The sequence below is a fragment of the Rhodococcus rhodochrous genome, from assembly GCF_900187265.1.
In the GTDB taxonomy this organism is placed as follows: domain Bacteria; phylum Actinomycetota; class Actinomycetes; order Mycobacteriales; family Mycobacteriaceae; genus Rhodococcus; species Rhodococcus rhodochrous.
This window is the reverse complement of the sequence record NZ_LT906450.1, coordinates 2,688,388-2,707,363: the sequence shown is the minus strand read 5'-3', so window position 1 is coordinate 2,707,363 and position 18,976 is coordinate 2,688,388. Positions and strand designations below refer to the sequence as shown.

General features: G+C 66.3%; 18 protein-coding genes. 5 read left to right on the top strand and 13 right to left on the bottom strand.

Features of this window, described 5'->3' with window-relative positions:
- Positions 1–466: 466 nt before the first annotated feature.
- Positions 467–1,696, top strand: a complete 1,230-nt coding sequence (locus CKW34_RS12405; RefSeq protein ID WP_080968475.1) for an IS256 family transposase — start codon at positions 467–469, stop codon at positions 1,694–1,696.
- Here the strand turns inward: CKW34_RS12405 and CKW34_RS12400 are convergent.
- Complete coding sequence (locus tag CKW34_RS12400) at positions 1,693–2,169, bottom strand: 5' nucleotidase, NT5C type (RefSeq protein WP_095092025.1); 477 nt, start codon at positions 2,167–2,169, stop codon at positions 1,693–1,695. The two genes, CKW34_RS12405 and CKW34_RS12400, sit on opposite strands and share 4 nt — an antisense overlap.
- 210 nt (positions 2,170–2,379) lie before the next feature.
- Here CKW34_RS12400 and CKW34_RS12395 point away from each other — a divergent pair, with 210 nt between their 5' ends.
- Positions 2,380–3,390 carry an ABC transporter substrate-binding protein gene (locus tag CKW34_RS12395; RefSeq protein WP_059384830.1) on the top strand — a complete coding sequence of 337 codons (1,011 nt, stop codon included), beginning with the start codon at positions 2,380–2,382 and terminating at the stop codon, positions 3,388–3,390.
- A gap of 35 nt (positions 3,391–3,425) precedes the next feature.
- Here the strand turns inward: CKW34_RS12395 and CKW34_RS12390 are convergent, their stop codons facing one another.
- Entirely contained in the window at positions 3,426–4,094 is a 669-nt protein-coding gene (locus tag CKW34_RS12390) for an RraA family protein (protein WP_095092024.1), read from the bottom strand.
- 227 nt (positions 4,095–4,321) lie between these two features.
- On the opposite strand from CKW34_RS12390, the gene CKW34_RS12385 reads away from it, so the two are divergent.
- Entirely contained in the window at positions 4,322–4,735 is a 414-nt protein-coding gene (locus tag CKW34_RS12385) for a type 2 periplasmic-binding domain-containing protein (protein WP_059384831.1), read from the top strand.
- A gap of 32 nt (positions 4,736–4,767) precedes the next feature.
- Here the strand turns inward: CKW34_RS12385 and CKW34_RS12380 are convergent, their stop codons facing one another.
- The 6 genes from CKW34_RS12380 to CKW34_RS12355 form a co-directional block, all read right to left on the bottom strand.
- On the bottom strand, positions 4,768–5,295 hold the full coding sequence (locus CKW34_RS12380) for an ester cyclase (protein ID WP_059384835.1): 528 nt from the start codon (positions 5,293–5,295) through the stop codon (positions 4,768–4,770).
- Positions 5,296–5,360: 65 nt separating this feature from the next.
- A protein-coding gene (locus CKW34_RS12375; protein WP_414896222.1) for an IS5 family transposase occupies positions 5,361–6,157 on the bottom strand; the annotation gives its coding sequence in 2 pieces (ribosomal slippage) (positions 5,361–5,821 and positions 5,821–6,157; 798 coding nt in all).
- Positions 6,158–6,284: 127 nt separating this feature from the next.
- Entirely contained in the window at positions 6,285–7,439 is a 1,155-nt protein-coding gene (locus tag CKW34_RS12370; protein ID WP_059383428.1) for a carboxylate-amine ligase, read from the bottom strand.
- Between the two features lie 78 nt (positions 7,440–7,517).
- Positions 7,518–7,928 (bottom strand): LapA family protein, encoded by a 411-nt coding sequence (locus CKW34_RS12365; RefSeq protein ID WP_080968336.1) that lies wholly within the window; start codon positions 7,926–7,928, stop codon positions 7,518–7,520.
- Positions 7,929–7,982: 54 nt separating this feature from the next.
- Positions 7,983–8,801 carry an ABC transporter permease gene (locus CKW34_RS12360; protein WP_226949829.1) on the bottom strand — a complete coding sequence of 273 codons (819 nt, stop codon included), beginning with the start codon at positions 8,799–8,801 and terminating at the stop codon, positions 7,983–7,985.
- A 76-nt stretch (positions 8,802–8,877) separates the two neighbouring features.
- Positions 8,878–9,855 carry an ABC transporter ATP-binding protein gene (locus CKW34_RS12355; RefSeq protein WP_059383431.1) on the bottom strand — a complete coding sequence of 326 codons (978 nt, stop codon included), beginning with the start codon at positions 9,853–9,855 and terminating at the stop codon, positions 8,878–8,880.
- Positions 9,856–9,976: 121 nt separating this feature from the next.
- Between CKW34_RS12355 and CKW34_RS12350 the strand changes: the two genes are divergently transcribed.
- Entirely contained in the window at positions 9,977–11,119 is a 1,143-nt protein-coding gene (locus CKW34_RS12350; RefSeq protein ID WP_059383432.1) for a sensor histidine kinase, read from the top strand.
- Entirely contained in the window at positions 11,116–11,769 is a 654-nt protein-coding gene (locus CKW34_RS12345; RefSeq protein WP_059383433.1) for a response regulator, read from the top strand. The genes CKW34_RS12350 and CKW34_RS12345 overlap by 4 nt, the downstream gene beginning before the upstream one ends.
- 45 nt (positions 11,770–11,814) lie before the next feature.
- Here CKW34_RS12345 and CKW34_RS12340 read toward each other — a convergent pair whose 3' ends face one another.
- From CKW34_RS12340 to CKW34_RS12320, 5 genes are all read right to left on the bottom strand, one after another.
- Positions 11,815–12,792, bottom strand: a complete 978-nt coding sequence (locus CKW34_RS12340) for a threonine/serine dehydratase (RefSeq protein ID WP_059383434.1) — start codon at positions 12,790–12,792, stop codon at positions 11,815–11,817.
- A 69-nt stretch (positions 12,793–12,861) separates the two neighbouring features.
- Complete coding sequence (locus CKW34_RS12335; RefSeq protein ID WP_059383435.1) at positions 12,862–13,641, bottom strand: enoyl-CoA hydratase family protein; 780 nt, start codon at positions 13,639–13,641, stop codon at positions 12,862–12,864.
- Positions 13,638–15,674, bottom strand: coding sequence for an acetyl/propionyl/methylcrotonyl-CoA carboxylase subunit alpha (locus CKW34_RS12330; RefSeq protein WP_059383436.1), 2,037 nt, complete (start codon positions 15,672–15,674; stop codon positions 13,638–13,640). Before CKW34_RS12330 ends, CKW34_RS12335 begins: the two co-directional genes overlap by 4 nt.
- A gap of 7 nt (positions 15,675–15,681) precedes the next feature.
- Positions 15,682–17,280 carry an acyl-CoA carboxylase subunit beta gene (locus CKW34_RS12325; protein ID WP_059383437.1) on the bottom strand — a complete coding sequence of 533 codons (1,599 nt, stop codon included), beginning with the start codon at positions 17,278–17,280 and terminating at the stop codon, positions 15,682–15,684.
- On the bottom strand, positions 17,277–18,932 hold the full coding sequence (locus tag CKW34_RS12320; protein WP_229582156.1) for an acyclic terpene utilization AtuA family protein: 1,656 nt from the start codon (positions 18,930–18,932) through the stop codon (positions 17,277–17,279). The genes CKW34_RS12325 and CKW34_RS12320 overlap by 4 nt, the downstream gene beginning before the upstream one ends.
- Positions 18,933–18,976: the final 44 nt, after the last annotated feature.

Here is an 18,976-nt window from a genome sequence, read left to right as displayed (position 1 = left end):
TCGACGCTGCCGACGCTCGGACCCGAGGGGTCAAGCATGGTGGGCCCCTTGCCCGAGCCGATCACCGTGTACACCTGTGCACGGCCGTTGACAGCCGAACCGAGCCGTCCCTGTCGATCGAGTAGTCGGTCCACAGGATCTTCGATCCACCCTCGGCTGCCTCGGCGCGAGCGTTGCCGAGCTCATTCGACGCGCTACCGATGGCGAGGAGTGCACTGACCGCGGCCGCCCGCAGCTCGAGCCTGCCCGCCTCGGACACGTCATGAACGGACAGCTGACACTTGGCCGTCCCCGAGGTCGCATCCGTGACTTTCACCGTGCTAGCTTCCGACTGCAGCCAGCAGATGGGCGGTTACCGCATCCCAGTCGGGGGGACTGTCTGAATAACGGTGGATCCGGGTTGGCCTGACACGCCGAGCAGCGAGCTTGGCGGGAAGGATCGACCGTGACGGAAACACTGGAGCCCATGGCGGACGAGGTGAACCAGCTGGAGTTGGCGCAGCAGCTGCTGGCCCAGGCCAAAGAGCAGGGCATCGAGCTGATGGGCCCGAACGGACTGCTCGGGCAGTTGACGAAGAACGTGCTCGAAACCGCACTGGATGCGGAGATGACCGAGCACCTCGGCTACGAGAAGAACGACCCGGCCGGTCGCGGCAGCGGCAACTCCCGCAACGGCACCAGATCGAAGACGGTGCTCACCGAGATCGGCCCGGTCGAGATCGACGTCCCGCGGGACACCGACTCGAGCTTCGAACCGAAGATCGTGCGCAAACGGCAACGGCGGCTGACCGGCATCGACGAGATCGTGCTCTCGCTCAGCGCCAAAGGATTGACCACCGGCGAGATCTCGGCACACTTTCAGGATATCTACGGAGCGTCGGTGTCGAAGGACACCATCTCCCGGATCACCGACAAGGTGCTCGAGGAGATGACCGAGTGGCAGAACCGGCCCCTCGATCGGGTGTATCCGGTGGTGTTCATCGACGCCATCCACGTCAAGATCCGCGACGGTCAGGTCACCAACCGACCGATCTACGTCGCGATCGGGGTGACCGTCAACGGTGAACGCGACATCCTGGGGTTGTGGGCCGGCGACGGCGGGGAAGGCGCGAAGTTCTGGCTGGCGGTGCTCACCGAGATCAAAAACCGCGGAGTGGCCGATGTGTGCATCGTCGTCTGCGACGGGTTGAAAGGCTTGCCGGAGGCGATCAACACCGTGTGGGAACTCGCAGTGGTGCAAACTTGCGTTATCCACTTGATCCGCAACACTTTTCGATTCGCACCACGCCAGCATTGGGACGAGATGTCCCGCGATCTCAAACCGATCTATACCGCTCCGACCGAGGCCGCGGCCAAGGAACGGTTCGTCGAGTTCGCCACCAAGTGGGGACCGAAGTATCCGGCGATCGTCCGGCTCTGGGAGAACGCGTGGAGCGAGTTCGTGCCGTTCCTCGACTACGACGTCGAGATCCGGCGGGTGATCTGCTCGACGAACGCGATCGAGTCGATCAATGCCCGCTACCGGCGTGCGATCCGCGCCCGTGGGCATTTCCCGACCGAGCAGGCCGCGCTGAAGTGTCTCTATCTTGCGACGCGGGCGCTGGACCCCACCGGTCGGGGTAGGGCACGATGGGCGATGAGGTGGAAGCCTGCCCTCAATGCCTTCGCGATCACTTTCGAAGGACGCATCAACTAACCGATGCCAGGCCGGATCCACCGTTTATCGGACACTCCCCAGTCGGGGAACTCGGCGCTGCCGAATTTGACCAGTTCACCGGTGAAGTCCTTCGCGCCATTGTGGTCGCGGTCGTCGACCAGGAAGTCTCCGTGATTGAGGTTCTTGTGGTGCGACAGGATCAACCGCTTGTAGGCGACGGAGGTGGGCTCGATGCCGAAATGCTTCTGCACCCACAGCAGCTTGTCCGACCACGCCGACGGGTTCTTCCACGGAGCAGTCGAGAGTATGTACGCATCGAAGTGTTCGGCCAGGAGTGTGAATGCTTCGACGGCACCGTCGATGGGATCCATCAGCGCGAAGATCCCGGGCGCCTCGTCGTAGCGGTCCTGGTACTCCTGGAAGTCGTCAGCGCCGAGCCGATCGATTCCGGACTTGAAGTGGACCAGCGTGTTGTCGAGGTCGACGTAGAGGATCTTTCGGCGATCGGTCACCTCGTGACAGTACCTGCGGCCTCGTGAAGCGGAGTGCTGATGCCCTGCTTGTCGCATATGTTGAGCCCAGCCTCGGCGAATGACCGGATCTCACCTTGGATGTCAACGAGCAGAATCCCTCAGAGCTGGCCTTCTACCAGAGGCACGGGTTCACTATCACGGGACCGTGGAGAGCTATCTCCGCCGAAGCACACAGGGTAGCCTCCCCTCATGCACAAGATCTGGCGCCGTGTGAGTGCCGCAGCTCTAGCGATCACGTTTCTCGCCTCCTGCGGCACGTCGGAGCCCCAGAATCAACCTGCCGGAAACGCAGACGTGGCCACGGGAGGTGCGCTCTTCGCTACGGCCGACACCGAAACAGCAAAGCTCGGCAGCGACGCCGATCCGGGTGTCTTCCCCCGCACCGTCACCCACGCGCTCGGCGAGACGGTTCTCGAAAGCAAACCCACCCGGGTGGTCGTGCTCGATGGTGGCGAACTCGACGATGTTCTGTCGCTCGGTATCACCCCGGTCGGTCTTGCGAACCCCGAAAGCGCGGCCGGACAACCGTCGTACCTGGCCGACAAGCTCGATGGCGTTGCCGATGTCGGCACGATCAACAACCTCGATCTCGAAGCCATCGCGGCGCTCGAGCCGGATCTGATCCTGGGTTCGAAGCTCCGAGCGGACCAGCTCTACCCCCAACTTTCGCAGATCGCACCGACCGTCTTCGCCATCCGACCCGGGTTTCCGTGGAAGGAGAACTTCCTGCTCGTCGCCGACGCGGTCGGCGAGGAGAACGAAGCCGTCGAGGTGCTCAACAACTACCAACGACGCGCCGACGACATCCGTGCCTCGCTCGACGGGACGCCGCCGACAATCTCCCTCGTCCGGTTCATGTCCGGGAAGATCCGGCTGTACGGAAACCTCTCGTTCATCGGCGTCATCCTTCAGGACGTGGGGTTGCCCAGGCCGCCTCTGCAGGATGTCGACGAGCTGGCCGTCGAGGTCAGCCCCGAGACCATCACCCAGGCAGAGGGCGACCGCATCTTCTACACCAGTTACGGCCGACCTGAGGACACCGGCGAAGCGGCGGTCATCGCAGGCCCACTCTGGAATGAACTCGCAGCGGTCGAAGACGGGCGGGCGACGCGCGTGAGCGACGAAACATGGTTCCTCGCACTGGGTCCGACAGGCGCGATGCTCGTGCTCGATGACCTCGAGGAAATGCTCGGCTCCTGACCAACGGTAGTAGCAGGTAAAGAGGAGCCAGGGAATCAGACGCGGCCGAACTTCGCCAGGCATTCGCTCAGCGAGTCGCCTGCCGCCAACGCCTCCCGGATCTTCACTTCGGTCGCCGTCAAACGCTCGGCCTCCTCGAGGACCCGTCCGATGTATTGCTGCGGAATCACCACAGCTCCGTCCTCGTCTGCAACGACGAAGTCACCGGGATCGACCGTGACCCAGGTCGAGGTCGCGCCCCTCAACGAAACGGATTCCTGATATGAAGTGACCTTCCAGCGTCCGATCGACTGCACCGACGTGTGATACCGGGCGAACACGGGGATCTCATGTTCGTTCAACCACCGGACATCGCGCACACCGCCGTCGACGAGTGCCCCCACAGATCCCTGCTCCTTCATACCAACCGCGATGAGTTCACCGAAGTAGCAGATTCCCTCACCGTTTCCACTCCACACCGAGATCTCGTCAGGCCCGATGCCATTGCAGGCTTCCATCTTCATCGGGTCACCGCCGCCTTCGTAGTACTGCATCCGGCCGGCGATGGTGTAGGCCCAGCCCGCCAGACGTGTGCCCGACACGGCAGCGAATTCTGCGGCGAGTCCCTGGTTCGTCAGTCCCAGTGTGTCGAGCACGTCGGCGACGTTGGCTGTATCCACAGCGAGGTAGCGCTGACGGATCTCGCTGTCGAACTTCGCGTTCAATTCTCGATCCTCTGTTCGTTGGTTCCGGGGAGTGTTCCCCACGTGGACGGGGTCGATATCGTGGCCGAGACCGACGTGGACGCCAATGTATTCGTCGCGCGGCCGGAGCCCGACCCGCCGTCGACGTCCTGGTACCGACAGGGTGGCGGCTGCCGGTCGAGCGCGAGATGATCGAAGTGCTCCGATGCTTCAGCCGACGTTCGACCTCACGCACAGAGGAGAAAGCTATGAGAGTGAGTCATCTTCCCCTGCGCCTGACCACCGGCGCGTTCATTCTCAATTCGGGACTCGGTAAGCGAGCACTGCCGTCCGAGGCTGCCGCCGGGTTACAGGGCATGGCCGCCAACGCTGTTCCCGCTGTACGGACGATGCGTCCCGAAACTTTCGGAAAGACGATCTCTGCAGCCGAAACCGCCCTCGGCGCAGCACTCCTCGCACCCTTCGTACCCTCAGCGCTTGCCGGAACCGCACTCGCCGCCTTCAGTGGCGGGTTGTTGACCATGTACTGGAAAACCCCCGGTATGCACGAGCGCGGCTCGATCCGACCCACCCAGGACGGCACCGCCGTCGCCAAGGACGTGTGGATGTTCGGCATCGGGATTGCTCTCGTGATCGACGCAGTGGATCGCACACGCAGGTAGCGGTCGTGACGCCGTGGAAACCGTCGGTGCGTCTACCGCTTGCGGGCGAGGTGCCTGACACGAGTCGTGGCATTGAAGGCCGCCTTCAATGCGCGATCGGCAATCGATCCGTCGGCCGGTAGCAACGTGATCTGTCGGGCGAACTCCATTTGGTCGTAGCGCACGGTGTTGGTGACGACGTGTCCGTTCTCGATGACGAAGTGGTCGAATCCCTCGAGGTCGATATGTCGCCCTGTGCCGGCGATGCCCATGAAGGTACCGACGTGCTGCCCGGTCAGATGCCAGTGGACGAGGACATCATGTCCGGACTCGGCGGCCGAGACGATCTCGAGGGTGAAGTCGGCGAGAGCGGCGAAGACCTCTTCGAAGTAGGCCACGACCTCGGCGCGGCCGTGACATGTCCCGGTAGGGAAATGCACGGTGGTGTCGGCGGTCCAGAAGTTGCGCAGACTGTCGAGATCCTGGGCGCTGCTGCGCCCGATCGCCCACTGCACGAGTTGCGTCCGGGAGGCATCGTTCGGCGGTGCGACCGGGGTCGAGGAAACGGTGTGATCGGGCATCTCTGCTCCCATGCACGGTGGTGTTACTGCACGGAATCTTCCTCTTTCGAGGCTAAGAGCATGTCTCATTTGGTGAGTTTCTTGAAGCAGGTCAGCGCAGCGGCGAGTTGGAGAAAGGAAGCAAAGTTCTCACCGTGACGTTCGTAGCGCATCGTCAGCCGGCGATAGCCGCTCAGCCAAGCCAGGGTGCGTTCGATCTTCCACCGGTAACGGCCGAGGCGTTCGCTGCTGTCGACGCCGCGGCGGGCGATCCGCGGAACGATGCCCCGGGCCCGCAGCCACCGGCGGTGCACGGGATAGTCGTAACCCTTGTCCGCCCGCAACCGGCCGGGTCGGCGGCGCCACGGACCGCGACGCGAACGCACCGCCGGAATCGCAGCGACCATGGGTTGCAGCATGACACTGTCGTGGGTGTTCGCCGAGGTCACCGCCGTGACGAGGGGAATGCCGTCGGCATCGGAGAGGATGTGGATCTTCGAGCCGTTCTTGCCTCGATCGACCGGGCTGGGACCGGTCAGAGAGCCCCCCTTTTCGCCCGCACGTGCGCTGCGTCCAGGATCGCGGCGGACCAGTCCAGGTCCCCACCGGCACCGAGCCGATCGAGGACCCGGCGGTGCAGCTCGTCGAACACCCCGGCCCGAACCCAGGTGGTGAAGCGGCGGTGTGCGGTCGGAACGCTGACCCCGAACGACGGTGGCAGGTGCCGCCAGGCACAGCCGCTGGTGAGCACGTAGACGATCGCGGTGAACACCGCCCGATCATCGATCGCCGCCCGGCCGCCGCCTTGGGGCCGCGCCCGGAATCCGGGCAGCAACGGTTCGACGATCTCCCACAACGCATCCGGTACCAGCCGGGAAGACAACGCATCGACCACGGCAGTGCATTATGCCGCACAAACGATCTAGGCCATAAGAGACATGCTCTTAGGACGGTCTGCTCCTCGATGGGCCTGTCGGCGCGCAAGCAGTGCGCTCCGGCCGTCGTGGCGGTCACGACGGACGCAGATCGGGCCCGCAGCCCTCCACGGTGCGCCGAGCTGCGTCGGTCACCACATCGGTGAAGGACCCTCCACTCTCGATGATGCGACGTTGACTGATCGCCCCGTTGCCTCGGTCCAGGGTCACTGAGAGAGAGTCGTGCACGGGACGATAGGCGTCGAGTTCCTCCAGGACCGGCCGGACCTGCACGAGCAGTCGGCGGATCAGGTCGACAGCCGGAACCAACTGCGCAGAGCCGAGATCGACGCCGTGCCCGGCCAAACCGTCCCGCGCGGCTCTCCAGCACGCCGCGCGCAGCAGCTCCTGGTCGACCGACGGCGCCGCCTCACCGCGTTCGATCGACGCTGTCGCATCGGCGACCAATGCATACACCAAGGTGGCCAGCGTGACGGTCTCCTCGACGGTCGCAGGGACATCCGCGATGCGGATCTCGAGGGTCGGATGATGCGCGGAAATGCGCACATCCCAATAGATCATTCGGGGATCCAGGATCGTTCCGGTGGTAAGTAGTGATTCGACCGCCGCGTCGTAGTCCGCGGCCGAAGCGCACTGCGGAGGCACCCCCGCGCTCGGCCAGCGCCCCCATCGTAGATAGCGCCAGCTGGCATGGCCGGTGTCCCGACCGTCGGCGATCGGGGAGTTCGCGGTCAATGCCAGCAGGGTGGGAAGCCACGGTCGTAGGTAGTTGATGATCCGAGCAGCACGATCACGGTCGTCGACACCGATATGCACGTGGCATCCGCAGATCACGCCGTCGGCGACACCACGATAGTGCTGTGCCATGCGTTGGTAACGAGGCGTGCCGGTGACCGCACCGCTCGGAGGTTCGAAGATCGGTGTTCCGACCGCGACGAGCCGGCATCCTGCGCGCGCCGCGGCCTCCACCGCCGTCGCGCGGGAGCGGCGCAGCTGTTCGCGTAGGTCCTGCGGGTGAGTGCACACCGCAGTGGCGGTCTCGACCTGACACGGGGAAAGCTCGACCTCGAGCTCGATGCCGAGTGCGCGTCCGGCCTCGACCACATCGAGACTGCGCAGGATGGGATCGCCGGTGCGGGGATCGACCAGGACGAATTCCTCTTCGACGCCGATCGTGGCCGCCGTCCCACCGCGCACAGGAGAGGTGTCGATCGGTCCTGTGGCGGCCATGGCGTTCTCCCCACTCGAGATCTTTCACTCTACGAAGGAAGAGCGGCCGGCGGGGGTGTACCGCAGTCGGGATCCGTCTTACCGGACGGTGCGTGCGCGCTGCCGGTTGGCAGCGAGGCGGAGCTGCAGGATCCGCAGACCCCCGGCGAGTCCGACGATCACCGCTCCGGCGATCGCAGCGAACAGCAATGCCACGCCCAACGGCAGCGAGAAGTCCCACGCGAACAATTCGAGGGTGACGCTGTCCAGGTTCTGAAGGATGAACACCAACAGCAACAACAGGATCAATACACCGACCAGCAGTGCGGTCCACAACGCCCCGGTGCGGGTGCCCTTGATGCCTTTGCCCCGGGCGACATCGGGATGCAACCTGCTGGGAGCGTCCGGATCCGGTGTCGCGCCGGATGGTGGGACCGGAGTATCGCTACGCCGCGCGGGCGGCGAGTAGTCGGGGTTCGGATCACCGGGGCCCCGCGAGCTGGTCGTCATGCTCGACGGAGTACCCCTCTCCTGTTCCGGTTATCCCTTCGAGAATCCCTGCGGTCAGTTCACATCCCTGCTCCGGACCAGGACTCCCGTGGTCACCACCGCGACGACGATGTAGGCGGTGACGGTGATGAGTGCCCTCGGTCCCGAGATCACGTCCACCACCCCGGGTGTGCCGTCCCCTCCTCCGGTCACCGCGCCGACGAGCGATCCGGCGGCGGTTCCTGGGAGGAAGGCGGTGACGTCCTCGACGAGCTGCAGCGCGGAGCCGACCCCTCGCAGCAGATTCTCGACGACGAGAGTCCACACCAGGCCCAGGCCGACCGACAGCGCCGCGCTGCGGGCGTAGGTGCAGAGCGCGAAGCCGATCGTTCCCCACATCATGAACACGAGGTACGCCGTACCCGCGGAGCGAAGAAGTGCGTCGGCCGACGGCATCGTGAGCGGTTGCGATTCGATCGCGGCGAGCGAGACGGACACGATCGTGCACAGCACAGCGGTGACGACCACCATCGCGGCAACGATCACCGCAAGAGCGAGCAGGGCGCCGATCGTCGGGCGCAGACGGCCATGGGTGAACACGGTCTTCCACGTCCCCCAGCTGTATCCGTTCCCGGCGATGAGGGCACCCAGGACGAGCACGAGCGCGCCACCGAACAACGGTGTGCCCTGGACCAGGACGTCGGGGATCGATTCGGGCAGGACGCTGCGCAGCAACGCCTCGGTCGGCTCCCCTTCCGTGGAGAACCCGGCCGTCCCGGTCGTGTAGGAGACGTACGGGAACACGTAGCCGAAAACCATCGCGAGCAGGAACCACGTGCCGACGGTCGCCCACATCGCCGGCCATGCACGCAACCGGTACAGCTCGGCACGCAAGCTCCGAGCAACGGTGTTGTGTCGCAGGACAAGTGAGTCGGAGTCGGAATGCGAACGGAGTGTCGAGGCGGACATGTCACGCCCCCTTCATGGGTGTGGAAGCAGTGGTCATTTCGAAGAACACATCCTCGAGGGTGCGTTCGGCCGGTCCGATCGACGACACGTCCACGTCCTCGGCGACGAGCGCGCGAACGACCTCGGGGGCGCGATCGGGCGGCAGATCCAGCAGCACCGAGTCACCGTCGATCTCGAACCCATTCTCACCGGCGAGATCCGACGCGATCGAGACCACCCGGTGCACGGGCGTGCCTCGAACCTTCAGCACCGCATCGCCGAGGAGGGTGGAGACGGTCGATTCGCGAACCAGGCGCCCGTTCGCGATCACGCCGACACGGTCGCAGATCTCCTGGACCTCGCCGAGCAGGTGACTCGACAGAATCACTGTGTGCCCGGACCGGGCGAGTTCGACGATGAGGGCTCGCATATCGGCCATGCCGCTCGGGTCGAGTCCGTTGGTGGGTTCGTCGAGCACGATCAGCTCCGGGTCGCCGAGCAGGGCCGCAGCAACTCCGAGACGTTGCTTCATCCCGAGCGAGTACGACTTGTACGCGTCACCGCCTCGATCGACGAGGCCGACCCGAGCCAGCACCTCCTCGACGGATCGGTCGCTCAGCCCGCGATGGCGTGCGAGGGTGCGGAGGTTCGCGCGTCCCGACAGGTACGGGAAGAAACCGGGTCCTTCGATGAGTGCGCCCGTGGACGCTGATGCTTCGCGGGATCCGGCCGGCCTGCCGAGGACGCGGACGGTTCCGGAGGTCGGGCGGATCAGGCCGAGGATCATGCGGAGCGTCGTGGTCTTCCCCGCACCGTTGGGGCCGAGGAATCCGTAGATCTCGCCGCGTCGGACCGTCATGTCGACGGCATCGACGGCATCGACGGCTGCGCGATCGCCGTAGCGTTTGGTCAGGGCCGAGGTCTCCACGACGGTGTCGGTCCCGGTGGAGGGCACTCGGCCGGGTGGGTCGGTGGTGGTGATTCGGGTGTCTTCGGTCATGCTCCGATCGTGGTCCGGAAAGGCACCGTGGTCGTCCGCCGACGGGCGTGATCGAGCTACGCAGAATTGCGTACGGAATGCGTGCCGAGTCGACAGGCCGGCGCGGCTAGCGTCGGATGATGTGGAAATCGATCACAGCCGTGCGGTCGCCGAGCCGGTGATGCTCCGCGTGGGGTTCGCGGTCACTCTCGCTGCCCTGGCCACGGTGGCGACGCTCGGGGCGAACAGCATGCGACCGCTGCCCGCGATGATCGGCGCGGGTGTACTCGCAGCGGCGTGCGTCGGAGTCGCGCTGACCGCAACGCGATGGCCGCGAACAGCCCTGGTCGCGGTACCTGCACTCCTGGGGGTGTACTTCGCGACCGGCGGCGCCGACGGGCCGATCTACCTCCTACCCGCCCTGGCGGCGTTCGGTGCGTCGAGTGCGAGGCCGGTCCGCGAGCTCGCTGTCCCGGGCCTTGTTGCAGGTCTCGTGCTGGCCGTCGGGATGACGGCACGGGTCGTCGTCACCGGGTATCCCGCGTGGGTCGCGATGTGGCAGACGCTCGGCACCGCGGCCATCGCCGTCGCTGCCGCTGCGGTGGGTCTCTGGCGGTCGGCACGGCGGGATGCGAACGCCGAACGGGTCCGCCGCGCTGCGACCGAGGAACAACTACGGATCGCCCGCGACCTGCACGACGGGGTCGGGCACGGACTTGCGGTGATCGCGATGCAGGCCGGCGTCGCACTGCACGTGCTCGACCGCGATCCCGACGCGGTGCGGGACGCGCTGGTCGCCATCCGCGACACGAGTCGCGATGCGCTCGGTGAACTGCGTGCAGAACTCACGACCCTCACCGGAGACACCGCCGAACGCCGGCCGCAGCGCGGTCTCGCCGACCTTCCGGTCCTCGTCGACCGGATCCGGGCTGCCGGACTCGTCGTCGACGTGCAGGTGCCGGCACACCCGCTGCCCACCGACGTCGATCATGTCGCGTATTCGATCGTGGCGGAGGCGATGACCAACGTTCTGCGGCATGCGCAGGCAGACACGGTGATCGTCGAAATAGCTGACGAAGGACGGGCCGTGACCGTGCGGGTCGCCGACGACGGACGTGGCCGCACCACGAGCGCCTCCACCGGCGGACTCGGGCTTCGCGCGATGGAGGATCGGGCGGCGGCCCTCGGTGGAACGCTCATCGCCGAGCCCGGACCCGAACGCGGATTCGTCGTGCGGGCAGTGCTCCCCGTCGGTGCGTCCGAGCGTGTGGAGGACTCGCTGTGACCGTGCGGGTGGTGCTCGTCGACGATCAGGCCCTCGTCCGGGTAGGACTGCGGACGTTGTTCGCCTCCGAACCGGATATCGAGGTCGTCGGTGAGGCGGCCGGCGGCATCGAGGCGCTCGCAGTCGTGGCGCACACCCGCCCCGACGTCGTTCTGTGCGACATCCGCATGCCGGCACCCGACGGCCTCGAGGTCTTGCGCCGGATCACCGCCGACCCTGCGCTGCGAGATGTCCGCGTCGTGATGCTCACGACCTTCGAACTGGACGAATACGTCTTCGAGGCATTGCATGCCGGCGCGAGCGGATTCCTGCTCAAGGACGCGGAGCCGACGGCTCTGCTCGATGCTGTGCGCGTCGTCGCCGACGGCGGATCGCTGCTCGCGCCGTCGGTCACCCGGCGCGTGATCGAGCACTTCGTCCACACGCAGGACACCGCGCAACCGCACCCTCGTATCGGGGACCTCACGGCGCGGGAACGCGAGGTCGTCGCCTGGGTCGCGACGGGACGCTCGAACAAGGAGATCGCCGACGAGCTGGTCGTCAGCCCCGACACCGTGCGCACGCACGTCTCGCGCGCGATGCTCAAACTCGGCGCTCGTGACCGGGCACAGCTGGTCGTGTTCGCGATCCGCTTGGGCCTACAACCGTGACAGCGTCGGTACTCCTGACAGCAAGCGATTCCCCACGAAGAGCGCTCATCTGCCCGGTACGAGGTCGGCAGGATCGGTGTTCGCTCCGCACAGAATGACGCAGACCTTCTCCCCGGGCGCAGGGAGATGGTCTCCTGCACCGCGGGCGCCGGCCAGGGCAGTCGAGGCTGCATGCTCGACAACCAGGCGGTACTCGTCCCACAGTGATTGCCGTGCCTGCACGATCGCCTGATCGGACACGGTAACCGACCGCACCAGGGCGTTCTGCGCGGTTGCGAGCGCCATAGCGGACACGCGGCGGGCACCGAGTGAATCCGCCGCCACCGAGTCGACGGGAACATCGACCGGACTTCCCGTCCCGAGTGCGGCGTTGAGCGCTCGACAGTTCTCCGGTTCGACAGCAACGGTCTGCACACCGTGGTGGTGTGCAACTGCAGCGACCCCTGAGAACAGTCCCCCACCACCGACCGCGACCACCACTGTGTTCAGGTCGGGAACCTGGGAGAGGATGTCCGTCATCACCGTTCCGGCACCGGCGGCGATCAGCGGGTGGTCGTAGGCATGGGAGATGAGAGCTCCGCTGCTCGCGGCGAACTCGCTACAGGCGAACTGTGCCTCGGCGTATTCCACTCCGACGAGTCGCACATCCGCCCCGTAACTGCGCAACCGATCCACCTTGATCTGCGGGGCCGTCTCGGGGAGGAACACGGTAGCGGGAACCCGGTGTTCCTGCGCTGCCCATGCACACGCCAGTCCCGCATTACCGCCGGACGCGATCGTGACGCCGGCGTCGGGCAGGGATCCCTGCTCCCGATGCGCCCGCAGGAAGTTCTGTGCGCCGCGGGCCTTGAACGATCCGGTGTGCTGCATGAACTCCAGTGCGAAATACAGATCGTAGGAGGCACCTTCGACATTCGTGTCCATGCCGATACGCGCCACCGTAGCGCGGCGGACACTGTTGCCGATTCGATCGTCCGCTTCCTGCACATCGGCGAACGTCACCTGGTCCACACCGTCTCCCATCGTGCCTCGACTACCGACTCGCACCCTGGTTCCGATGGACGGAACACGGGATCCTCGAGTGACACGCCGTCACCGAATATCCCACCACGGGCGCCGCTTCTGCAGAAACGCCGTCATCCCTTCCGTGGCTTCCTCGGAACCGAACATCTGTGCCGAACGTGCTGCCAGGTCGTCTCCGTAGCGATCGAAGTCCTCGAGGATGCGCTGCGTGACGAGACGTTTCGATTCGGCCAGGCCTTGCGGTGAGCATGCACGGATCTCCGCGAGCAACTCCACTAGCACCGCTCCGGTATCGGCTACCGACAGGGTGACGAGCCCCTCGGAGCACGCCTCCTCGGGGCCGAACCGTTCGCCGGTCAGGAAATAGCGTGCAGCCGCGCGCGACGACAACCGCGGGAGCACGGTCAAGGAGATGATGGAGGCGGCCAGACCGAGCCGTGCCTCGGTGAGCGCGAATGTAGAGGCGGGCCCGGCGACGACGATGTCGCAGGCCCCGATCAGACCCATGCCGCCGGCGCGGACGTGCCCGTCGATGCGGGCCAGGACCGGTTTGGGGAGTTCCAGGATCTGCCGGAGCAAGGCAGCCATGTCACGGGTGCGTGCGGCAACCGTCTCCTGCGCGGACCCGGATGAATTACTCAGATCCGCTCCAGCACAGAATGTTCCACCGATATGAGTGAGGACGACCGCGCGGACGTCGGGGTCGGAAGCCGCGTCGTCGAGTCCGCGGCTCAGTTGCGTCAGCAGCGGGACGGACAGGGCGTTGCGGTTGTGCGGTGAGTCGAGGGTCAGTGTCGCAGTGCCGTGGTCGACGGCGTGACGCACCACCACCGGATCGGGTTCGGTCATGACAACTCCTCGAGGTGGTGGCCCCCTTCGTTGTCGGGGCTCTCGTCCGGTGCGGCCTCGTCGTGTGGCGTGACGACAGCGAGGACGGCGCCGACGGCGACCTGATCGCCGACCTCGACGGCGAGTGTCGTGAGGGTGCCGGCGGTGGGTGCGGTGACGGTGTGCTCCATCTTCATCGCTTCGATCCACACGAGCGGCCTGCCCGCGTCCACCACGTCGCCGACGGCAGCACCGAGCCTGGTCACCGATCCCGGCATGGGTGCGAGCAGTGATCCTGTAGCGATCCGGGCGGTGGGGTCGACGAAGCGCGGTACTGCGGTCAATCGCACCGGTCCTAGCGACGAGTCGACGTGCACCGCGTCGCCGTACCGCGCAACTGCGAAAACTCGGCGGACACCGTCGACATCCAGAACGACGCGATCCGGGGTGAACCCCACGACGCCGAGGTCATCCCGGCCGTCGATGCGGACACCGTCGCGCGTGATCCGGTAGTGCACCTCGTGGTCGTCGTGAACGCCTGTGAATCGTTTGACCTGCGGCTGCGACGGCAGATTCCGCCATCCCGAGGGCAGACCCGCATTCACCGTGGCAGCGGCACGGTTGGCGGCCGACTCCGCCAGAGCGGCGGCGATTGCGGAGATCGCTTCCGCCTGCGCGGAGGCGATCGGCGCCGACAGTTCCGCAAGTCCATGGGTGTCGAAGAAGGCCGTGTCGGTCTCCCCCGCACGGAAGGCGGAATGTCGCAGCACCGCGACGAGGAGATCGCGGTTGGTGACGATGCCGTGGATCTCGGTGCGCGTCAGCGTCGACGCCAGTAGACGCACCGCGCGGTCGCGGGTCGGCGCGTACGAGATGACCTTGGCGAGCATCGCGTCGTAGTGGACGCCGACCTCCGTTCCCGCGACGACACCGGAGTCGACACGCACACCGGTGTGCCGGAGCACGTCGAACTCGCGTGCCTCTTGCGGCAGCGCGAACCGGTGCACGGTGCCGGACTGCGGTTGCCAGTCCCGGGCCGGGTCCTCGGCGTAGAGCCTGGCCTCCACGGAATGGCCGTGTACCGGGGGTGGTTCGGGGTCGAGGGGGTCACCGTCGGCGATGCGGAACTGGAGATCGACGAGATCGAGCCCGGTCGTGCATTCGGTGACGGGGTGCTCGACCTGCAGCCGCGTGTTCATCTCCAGGAAGTGGAACTGCCCCGAGCCGTCCGCGAGGAACTCGACGGTGCCGGCGCCTTCGTATCCGATGGCCTGTGCGGCACGCCTGGCGGCGTCGAACAGGCGCGGGCGCATCCCCTCGATCGCATCGACGAGTGGTGAGGGTGCCTCCTCGATCACCTTCTGGTGGCGCCGTTGGATCGAGCATTCACGTTCGCCCACTGCCCATACCGTGCCGTGTCGGTCCGCGAGGATCTGGACCTCGACGTGCCGTCCGTTCTCGAGGTACCGCTCGCAGAACACCGTCGGGTCGCCGAACGCCGACGCGGCCTCCCGGCGGGCAGCATCGAGTTGCCCAGGCAGGTCGGCCAACGTTCGCACCACCCGCATTCCGCGTCCTCCGCCGCCTGCGGATGCCTTGACGAGCACCGGGAGGTCGGCGTCGGTGATGTCGGCGGGGTCGAGTTCGGCGAGAACCGGGACACCGGCGTCGGCCATCATCTTCTTGGCTGCGACCTTCGAACCCATCCGTTCGATCGAGTCCGGGCGCGGTCCGATCCAGTTCAACCCCGCGTCGAGCACAGTACGCGCGAATCCGGCGTTCTCGGACAGGAACCCGTAACCCGGATGGACCGCGTCGGCACCGGCCGCCAGCGCAGCGGCGACGATCTTCTTCCCGTCGAGGTAGGTCTCGGCAGGGGTGACTCCCGCAAGTCGCACGGCGGCATCGGCGTCGTCGACGTGCGGACTGTCCGCGTCGGCATCGGAGAACACCGCGATCGCGCCGAGTCCGGCCCGACGGCACGAAGCGAACACGCGGCGGGCGATCTCCCCACGATTCGCCACGAGCACCGAGGTGATGGTCGATTCGGTCACGGGAACCTCACATCCGGAAGACGCCGAAGGATTCGGCGCCTCTGATCGGGGCGGTGGCAACGGCCGACAGGCACAGTCCCAGCACGGTGCGGGTATCGCGGGGGTCGATGATGCCGTCGTCGTAGAGACGACCGGACAGGAACATCGGCAGCGATTCGGCTTCGATCTGGTTCTCGACCGCCGCGCGCATCGCCTCGTCGGCGGCCTCGTCGAAGTCCTGGCCGCGTGCCTGCGCGGCCGCACGGCCCACGAGAGAGATGACCCCGGCCAGTTGGGCGCCTCCCATGACCGCAGACTTGGCGCTGGGCCACGCGAACAGGAACCGCGGATCGAAGGCACGTCCGCACATGCCGTAGTGGCCGGCGCCGTAGGACGCGCCGATGAGGATGGAGATGTGCGGCACCGTGGAGTTGGCGACCGCGTTGATCATCATCGCCCCGTGTTTGATCATGCCGCGTTCCTCGTATTCCCGTCCCACCATGTATCCGGTGGTGTTGTGCAGGAACAACAGCGGCGTATCGGCACGGTTGGCGAGTTGGATGAACTGCGCTGCCTTCTGCGATTCCTCGTTGAACAGCACGCCGCGCGCGTTGGCGAGAATCCCGATCGGATAGCCGTGCACCTGTGCCCATCCGGTCACGAGCGACGACCCGTAGAGCGGTTTGAACTCGTCGAAGTCGGAATCGTCGACCACGCGGGCGATGACTTCCCGCGGATCGAAGGGCCGCCGAAGATCCTCGGGGACGATCCCGAGCAGCTCCTCGGCGTCGTACCGGGGGTCGCGTACCTCCGTCCAGGGTGCCGGGCCGGCCTTGCGGTGGTTGAGACGCCGCACGATGCTGCGACCGATGCGCACCGCGTCCTGTTCGTCGACCGCGAAGTGGTCGGCCAGACCCGAGATACGGGCGTGCATCTCGGCGCCGCCGAGTGACTCGTCGTCCGATTCCTCACCGGTGGCCATCTTCACCAGCGGCGGACCGGCGAGGAACACCTTCGACCGCTTCTCGATCATCACCACGTGGTCGGACATTCCAGGGATGTACGCGCCTCCGGCGGTCGAATTGCCGAACACCAACGCGATCGTCGGGATACCTGCCGCCGACAACCGGGTCAGATCACGGAAGAGTCGGCCGCCGGGGATGAACACTTCCTTCTGCGTGGGCAGATCCGCGCCACCGGATTCGACGAGGGTGATCAGCGGCATCCGGTTCTGCAGAGCGATGTCGTCGGCACGCAGCGTCTTGCGCAGTGTCCACGGATTGCTGGTGCCGCCGCGGACGGTGGGGTCGTGAGCCGCGATGACACATTCGACGCCTTCGATCACACCGATGCCGGTGACGACGCTGCCTCCGACGGGAAACTCGGTGCCCCAGGCCGCGAGCGGTGAGAGCTCGAGGAACGGCGAGTCGGGGTCGAGGAGCAGTTCGATCCTCTCCCGCGCAAGCAACTTGCCGCGGTCGTGGTGTCGCCGAACGTATTTCTCTCCTCCGCCGGCAAGGGCCCTGCCGTGTTCGATGTCGAGTTCGGCCAGGCGAGCACGCATCGTCTCGGCGGCCGCGCCGTATTCGGTGGAGCCGGGATCGAGGGTCGAGATCAAGGTGCTCACGTGTGTTTCTCCAGCAGGACGGTGGGGATGTCGATGTATCGGGCTCGCAACCATTCACCGAGCCCCTTGGCCTGCGGGTCGAAGCGAGCGCGGGAGGCGACGCCGCGACCGAGGATTCCCTCGATCACGAAGTTCACCGCCCGCAGATTCGGAAGCAGATGACGCGTGACGGACAAGGGTTCGACCTCGGGAAGCAGATCCTTCAGCGTCTCGACGGTGAGAGTGTTTGCAAGCCACTGCCATTCGTCGTCGGATCGGACCCACACTCCGATGTTGGCGTCACCGCCCTTGTCACCGCTTCGGGCACCGGCGATCGTGCCGAGCGGAACGCGACGAGTCTGCCCGGGCGGCAGAGGCGCGGGCCCGCCCGGGTCCGGCAACGGTTCGAGGGCCCGGGTGATCGGCGCGGTGGGGATGTCGACGCGTGTGCCGTCGGCCAGCACTGCGATGTGCGGCACGCGCGTCGCTGCGACGTACTCGGCCGTGTAGACCCCGTAGGCGGTGCCCGAGCCGGGCGGGGCGGTGACGAAGAACCCGGGATAGCCGGCAAGGGCGAACTCGACTGCCGTGGAGGTGAATGCGCGTCCGACGACGTCGGGGTCGGGATCGCGCGCAGTGCAGCGCAGCAGAGCGCTCGCGGTTTCCTCGGTGTCGGCATCGGCATGGTCGGTGCGCGCGAGGGTCCACTCGAGTTCGGCAGGTCGTCTCGGCAGGTTCGATTCCATCTGAGCTCGCACCAACTGGGCCTTCGCATCGATGTCCAGTCCGGTCAGGACGAAGACGACCTCGTTGTAGAACCCGGCGAGCGCGTTGAGGCACACCTTCAGGGTCGGTGGGGGTGGTTCGCCCTTCACCCCGGTGATGCGGACACGATCGGGTGCTTCCCGGCTCAGCATGACGGTGTCGATGCGCGCGGTGACGTCGGGGTTCGCGTAGCGTCCGCCCGTCACCTCGTACAGCAGTTGTGCGGTGACCGTGCCGACGGTGACGGCTCCTCCGCTGCCCGGCTGCTTGGTGATCGTCGCCGCGCCGTCGGCCTCGATCTCGGCGACGGGGAATCCGGGGCGGACGAGGTCATCGAGTTCGGTGAAGAACGCATAGTTTCCGCCGGTCGCCTGGGTGCCGCATTCGATGACGTGCCCTGCGACAACAGCACCGGCGAGCGCATCGAAGTCGTCGGGAGCCCAACCGAAATGGGCGGCGGCGGGACCGACGATCACCGATGCGTCGGTAACGCGTCCGGTCACGACGATGTCGGCTCCGGCATCGAGGCACCGCGCGATGCCCCACGCACCAAGATATGCGTTCGCGGTGAGCGGGCGCGGGTCGGCGGCGAAACCGAACTCGTCGATGCGAGTGAGGAGATCGTCACCTTCGACGTGGGCGATGCGCGGCGACAGACCCAGCCGATCTGCAACCGTGCGCAGCGCCGCGGCCAGACCCGCAGGGTTGAGACCTCCCGCGTTCGCGACGATCCGCACGCCCTTGTCGAGGGCGAGCCCCATGCAGTCCTCGGCCTGCCGCAGGAAGGTCTTGGCGTAACCGAGATCCGGATTCTTCAGACGGTCACGACCGAGGATGAGCATCGTCAGTTCCGCGAGGTAGTCGCCGGTCAGGTAGTCGAGTTCCCCGCTTTCGAGCATCTCGCGCATCGCCGACAGACGGTCGCCGTAGAAGCCGGAGCAGTTGCCGACTC

What these genes read in the sequence shown, in the direction of transcription:
- CKW34_RS12405 (WP_080968475.1), top strand. Translation starts at nt 467, where the DNA reads ATGGCGGACGAGGTGAACCAGCTGGAGTTGGCGCAGCAGCTGCTGGCC.
- CKW34_RS12395 (WP_059384830.1), top strand. Translation starts at nt 2,380, where the DNA reads ATGCACAAGATCTGGCGCCGTGTGAGTGCCGCAGCTCTAGCGATCACG.
- CKW34_RS12385 (WP_059384831.1), top strand. Translation starts at nt 4,322, where the DNA reads ATGAGAGTGAGTCATCTTCCCCTGCGCCTGACCACCGGCGCGTTCATT.
- CKW34_RS12380 (WP_059384835.1), bottom strand. Translation starts at nt 5,295, where the DNA reads ATGCCCGATCACACCGTTTCCTCGACCCCGGTCGCACCGCCGAACGAT.
- CKW34_RS12370 (WP_059383428.1), bottom strand. Translation starts at nt 7,439, where the DNA reads ATGGCCGCCACAGGACCGATCGACACCTCTCCTGTGCGCGGTGGGACG.
- CKW34_RS12365 (WP_080968336.1), bottom strand. Translation starts at nt 7,928, where the DNA reads ATGACGACCAGCTCGCGGGGCCCCGGTGATCCGAACCCCGACTACTCG.
- CKW34_RS12355 (WP_059383431.1), bottom strand. Translation starts at nt 9,855, where the DNA reads ATGACCGAAGACACCCGAATCACCACCACCGACCCACCCGGCCGAGTG.
- CKW34_RS12340 (WP_059383434.1), bottom strand. Translation starts at nt 12,792, where the DNA reads ATGGGAGACGGTGTGGACCAGGTGACGTTCGCCGATGTGCAGGAAGCG.
- CKW34_RS12335 (WP_059383435.1), bottom strand. Translation starts at nt 13,641, where the DNA reads ATGACCGAACCCGATCCGGTGGTGGTGCGTCACGCCGTCGACCACGGC.
- CKW34_RS12320 (WP_229582156.1), bottom strand. Translation starts at nt 18,932, where the DNA reads ATGCGCGAGATGCTCGAAAGCGGGGAACTCGACTACCTGACCGGCGAC.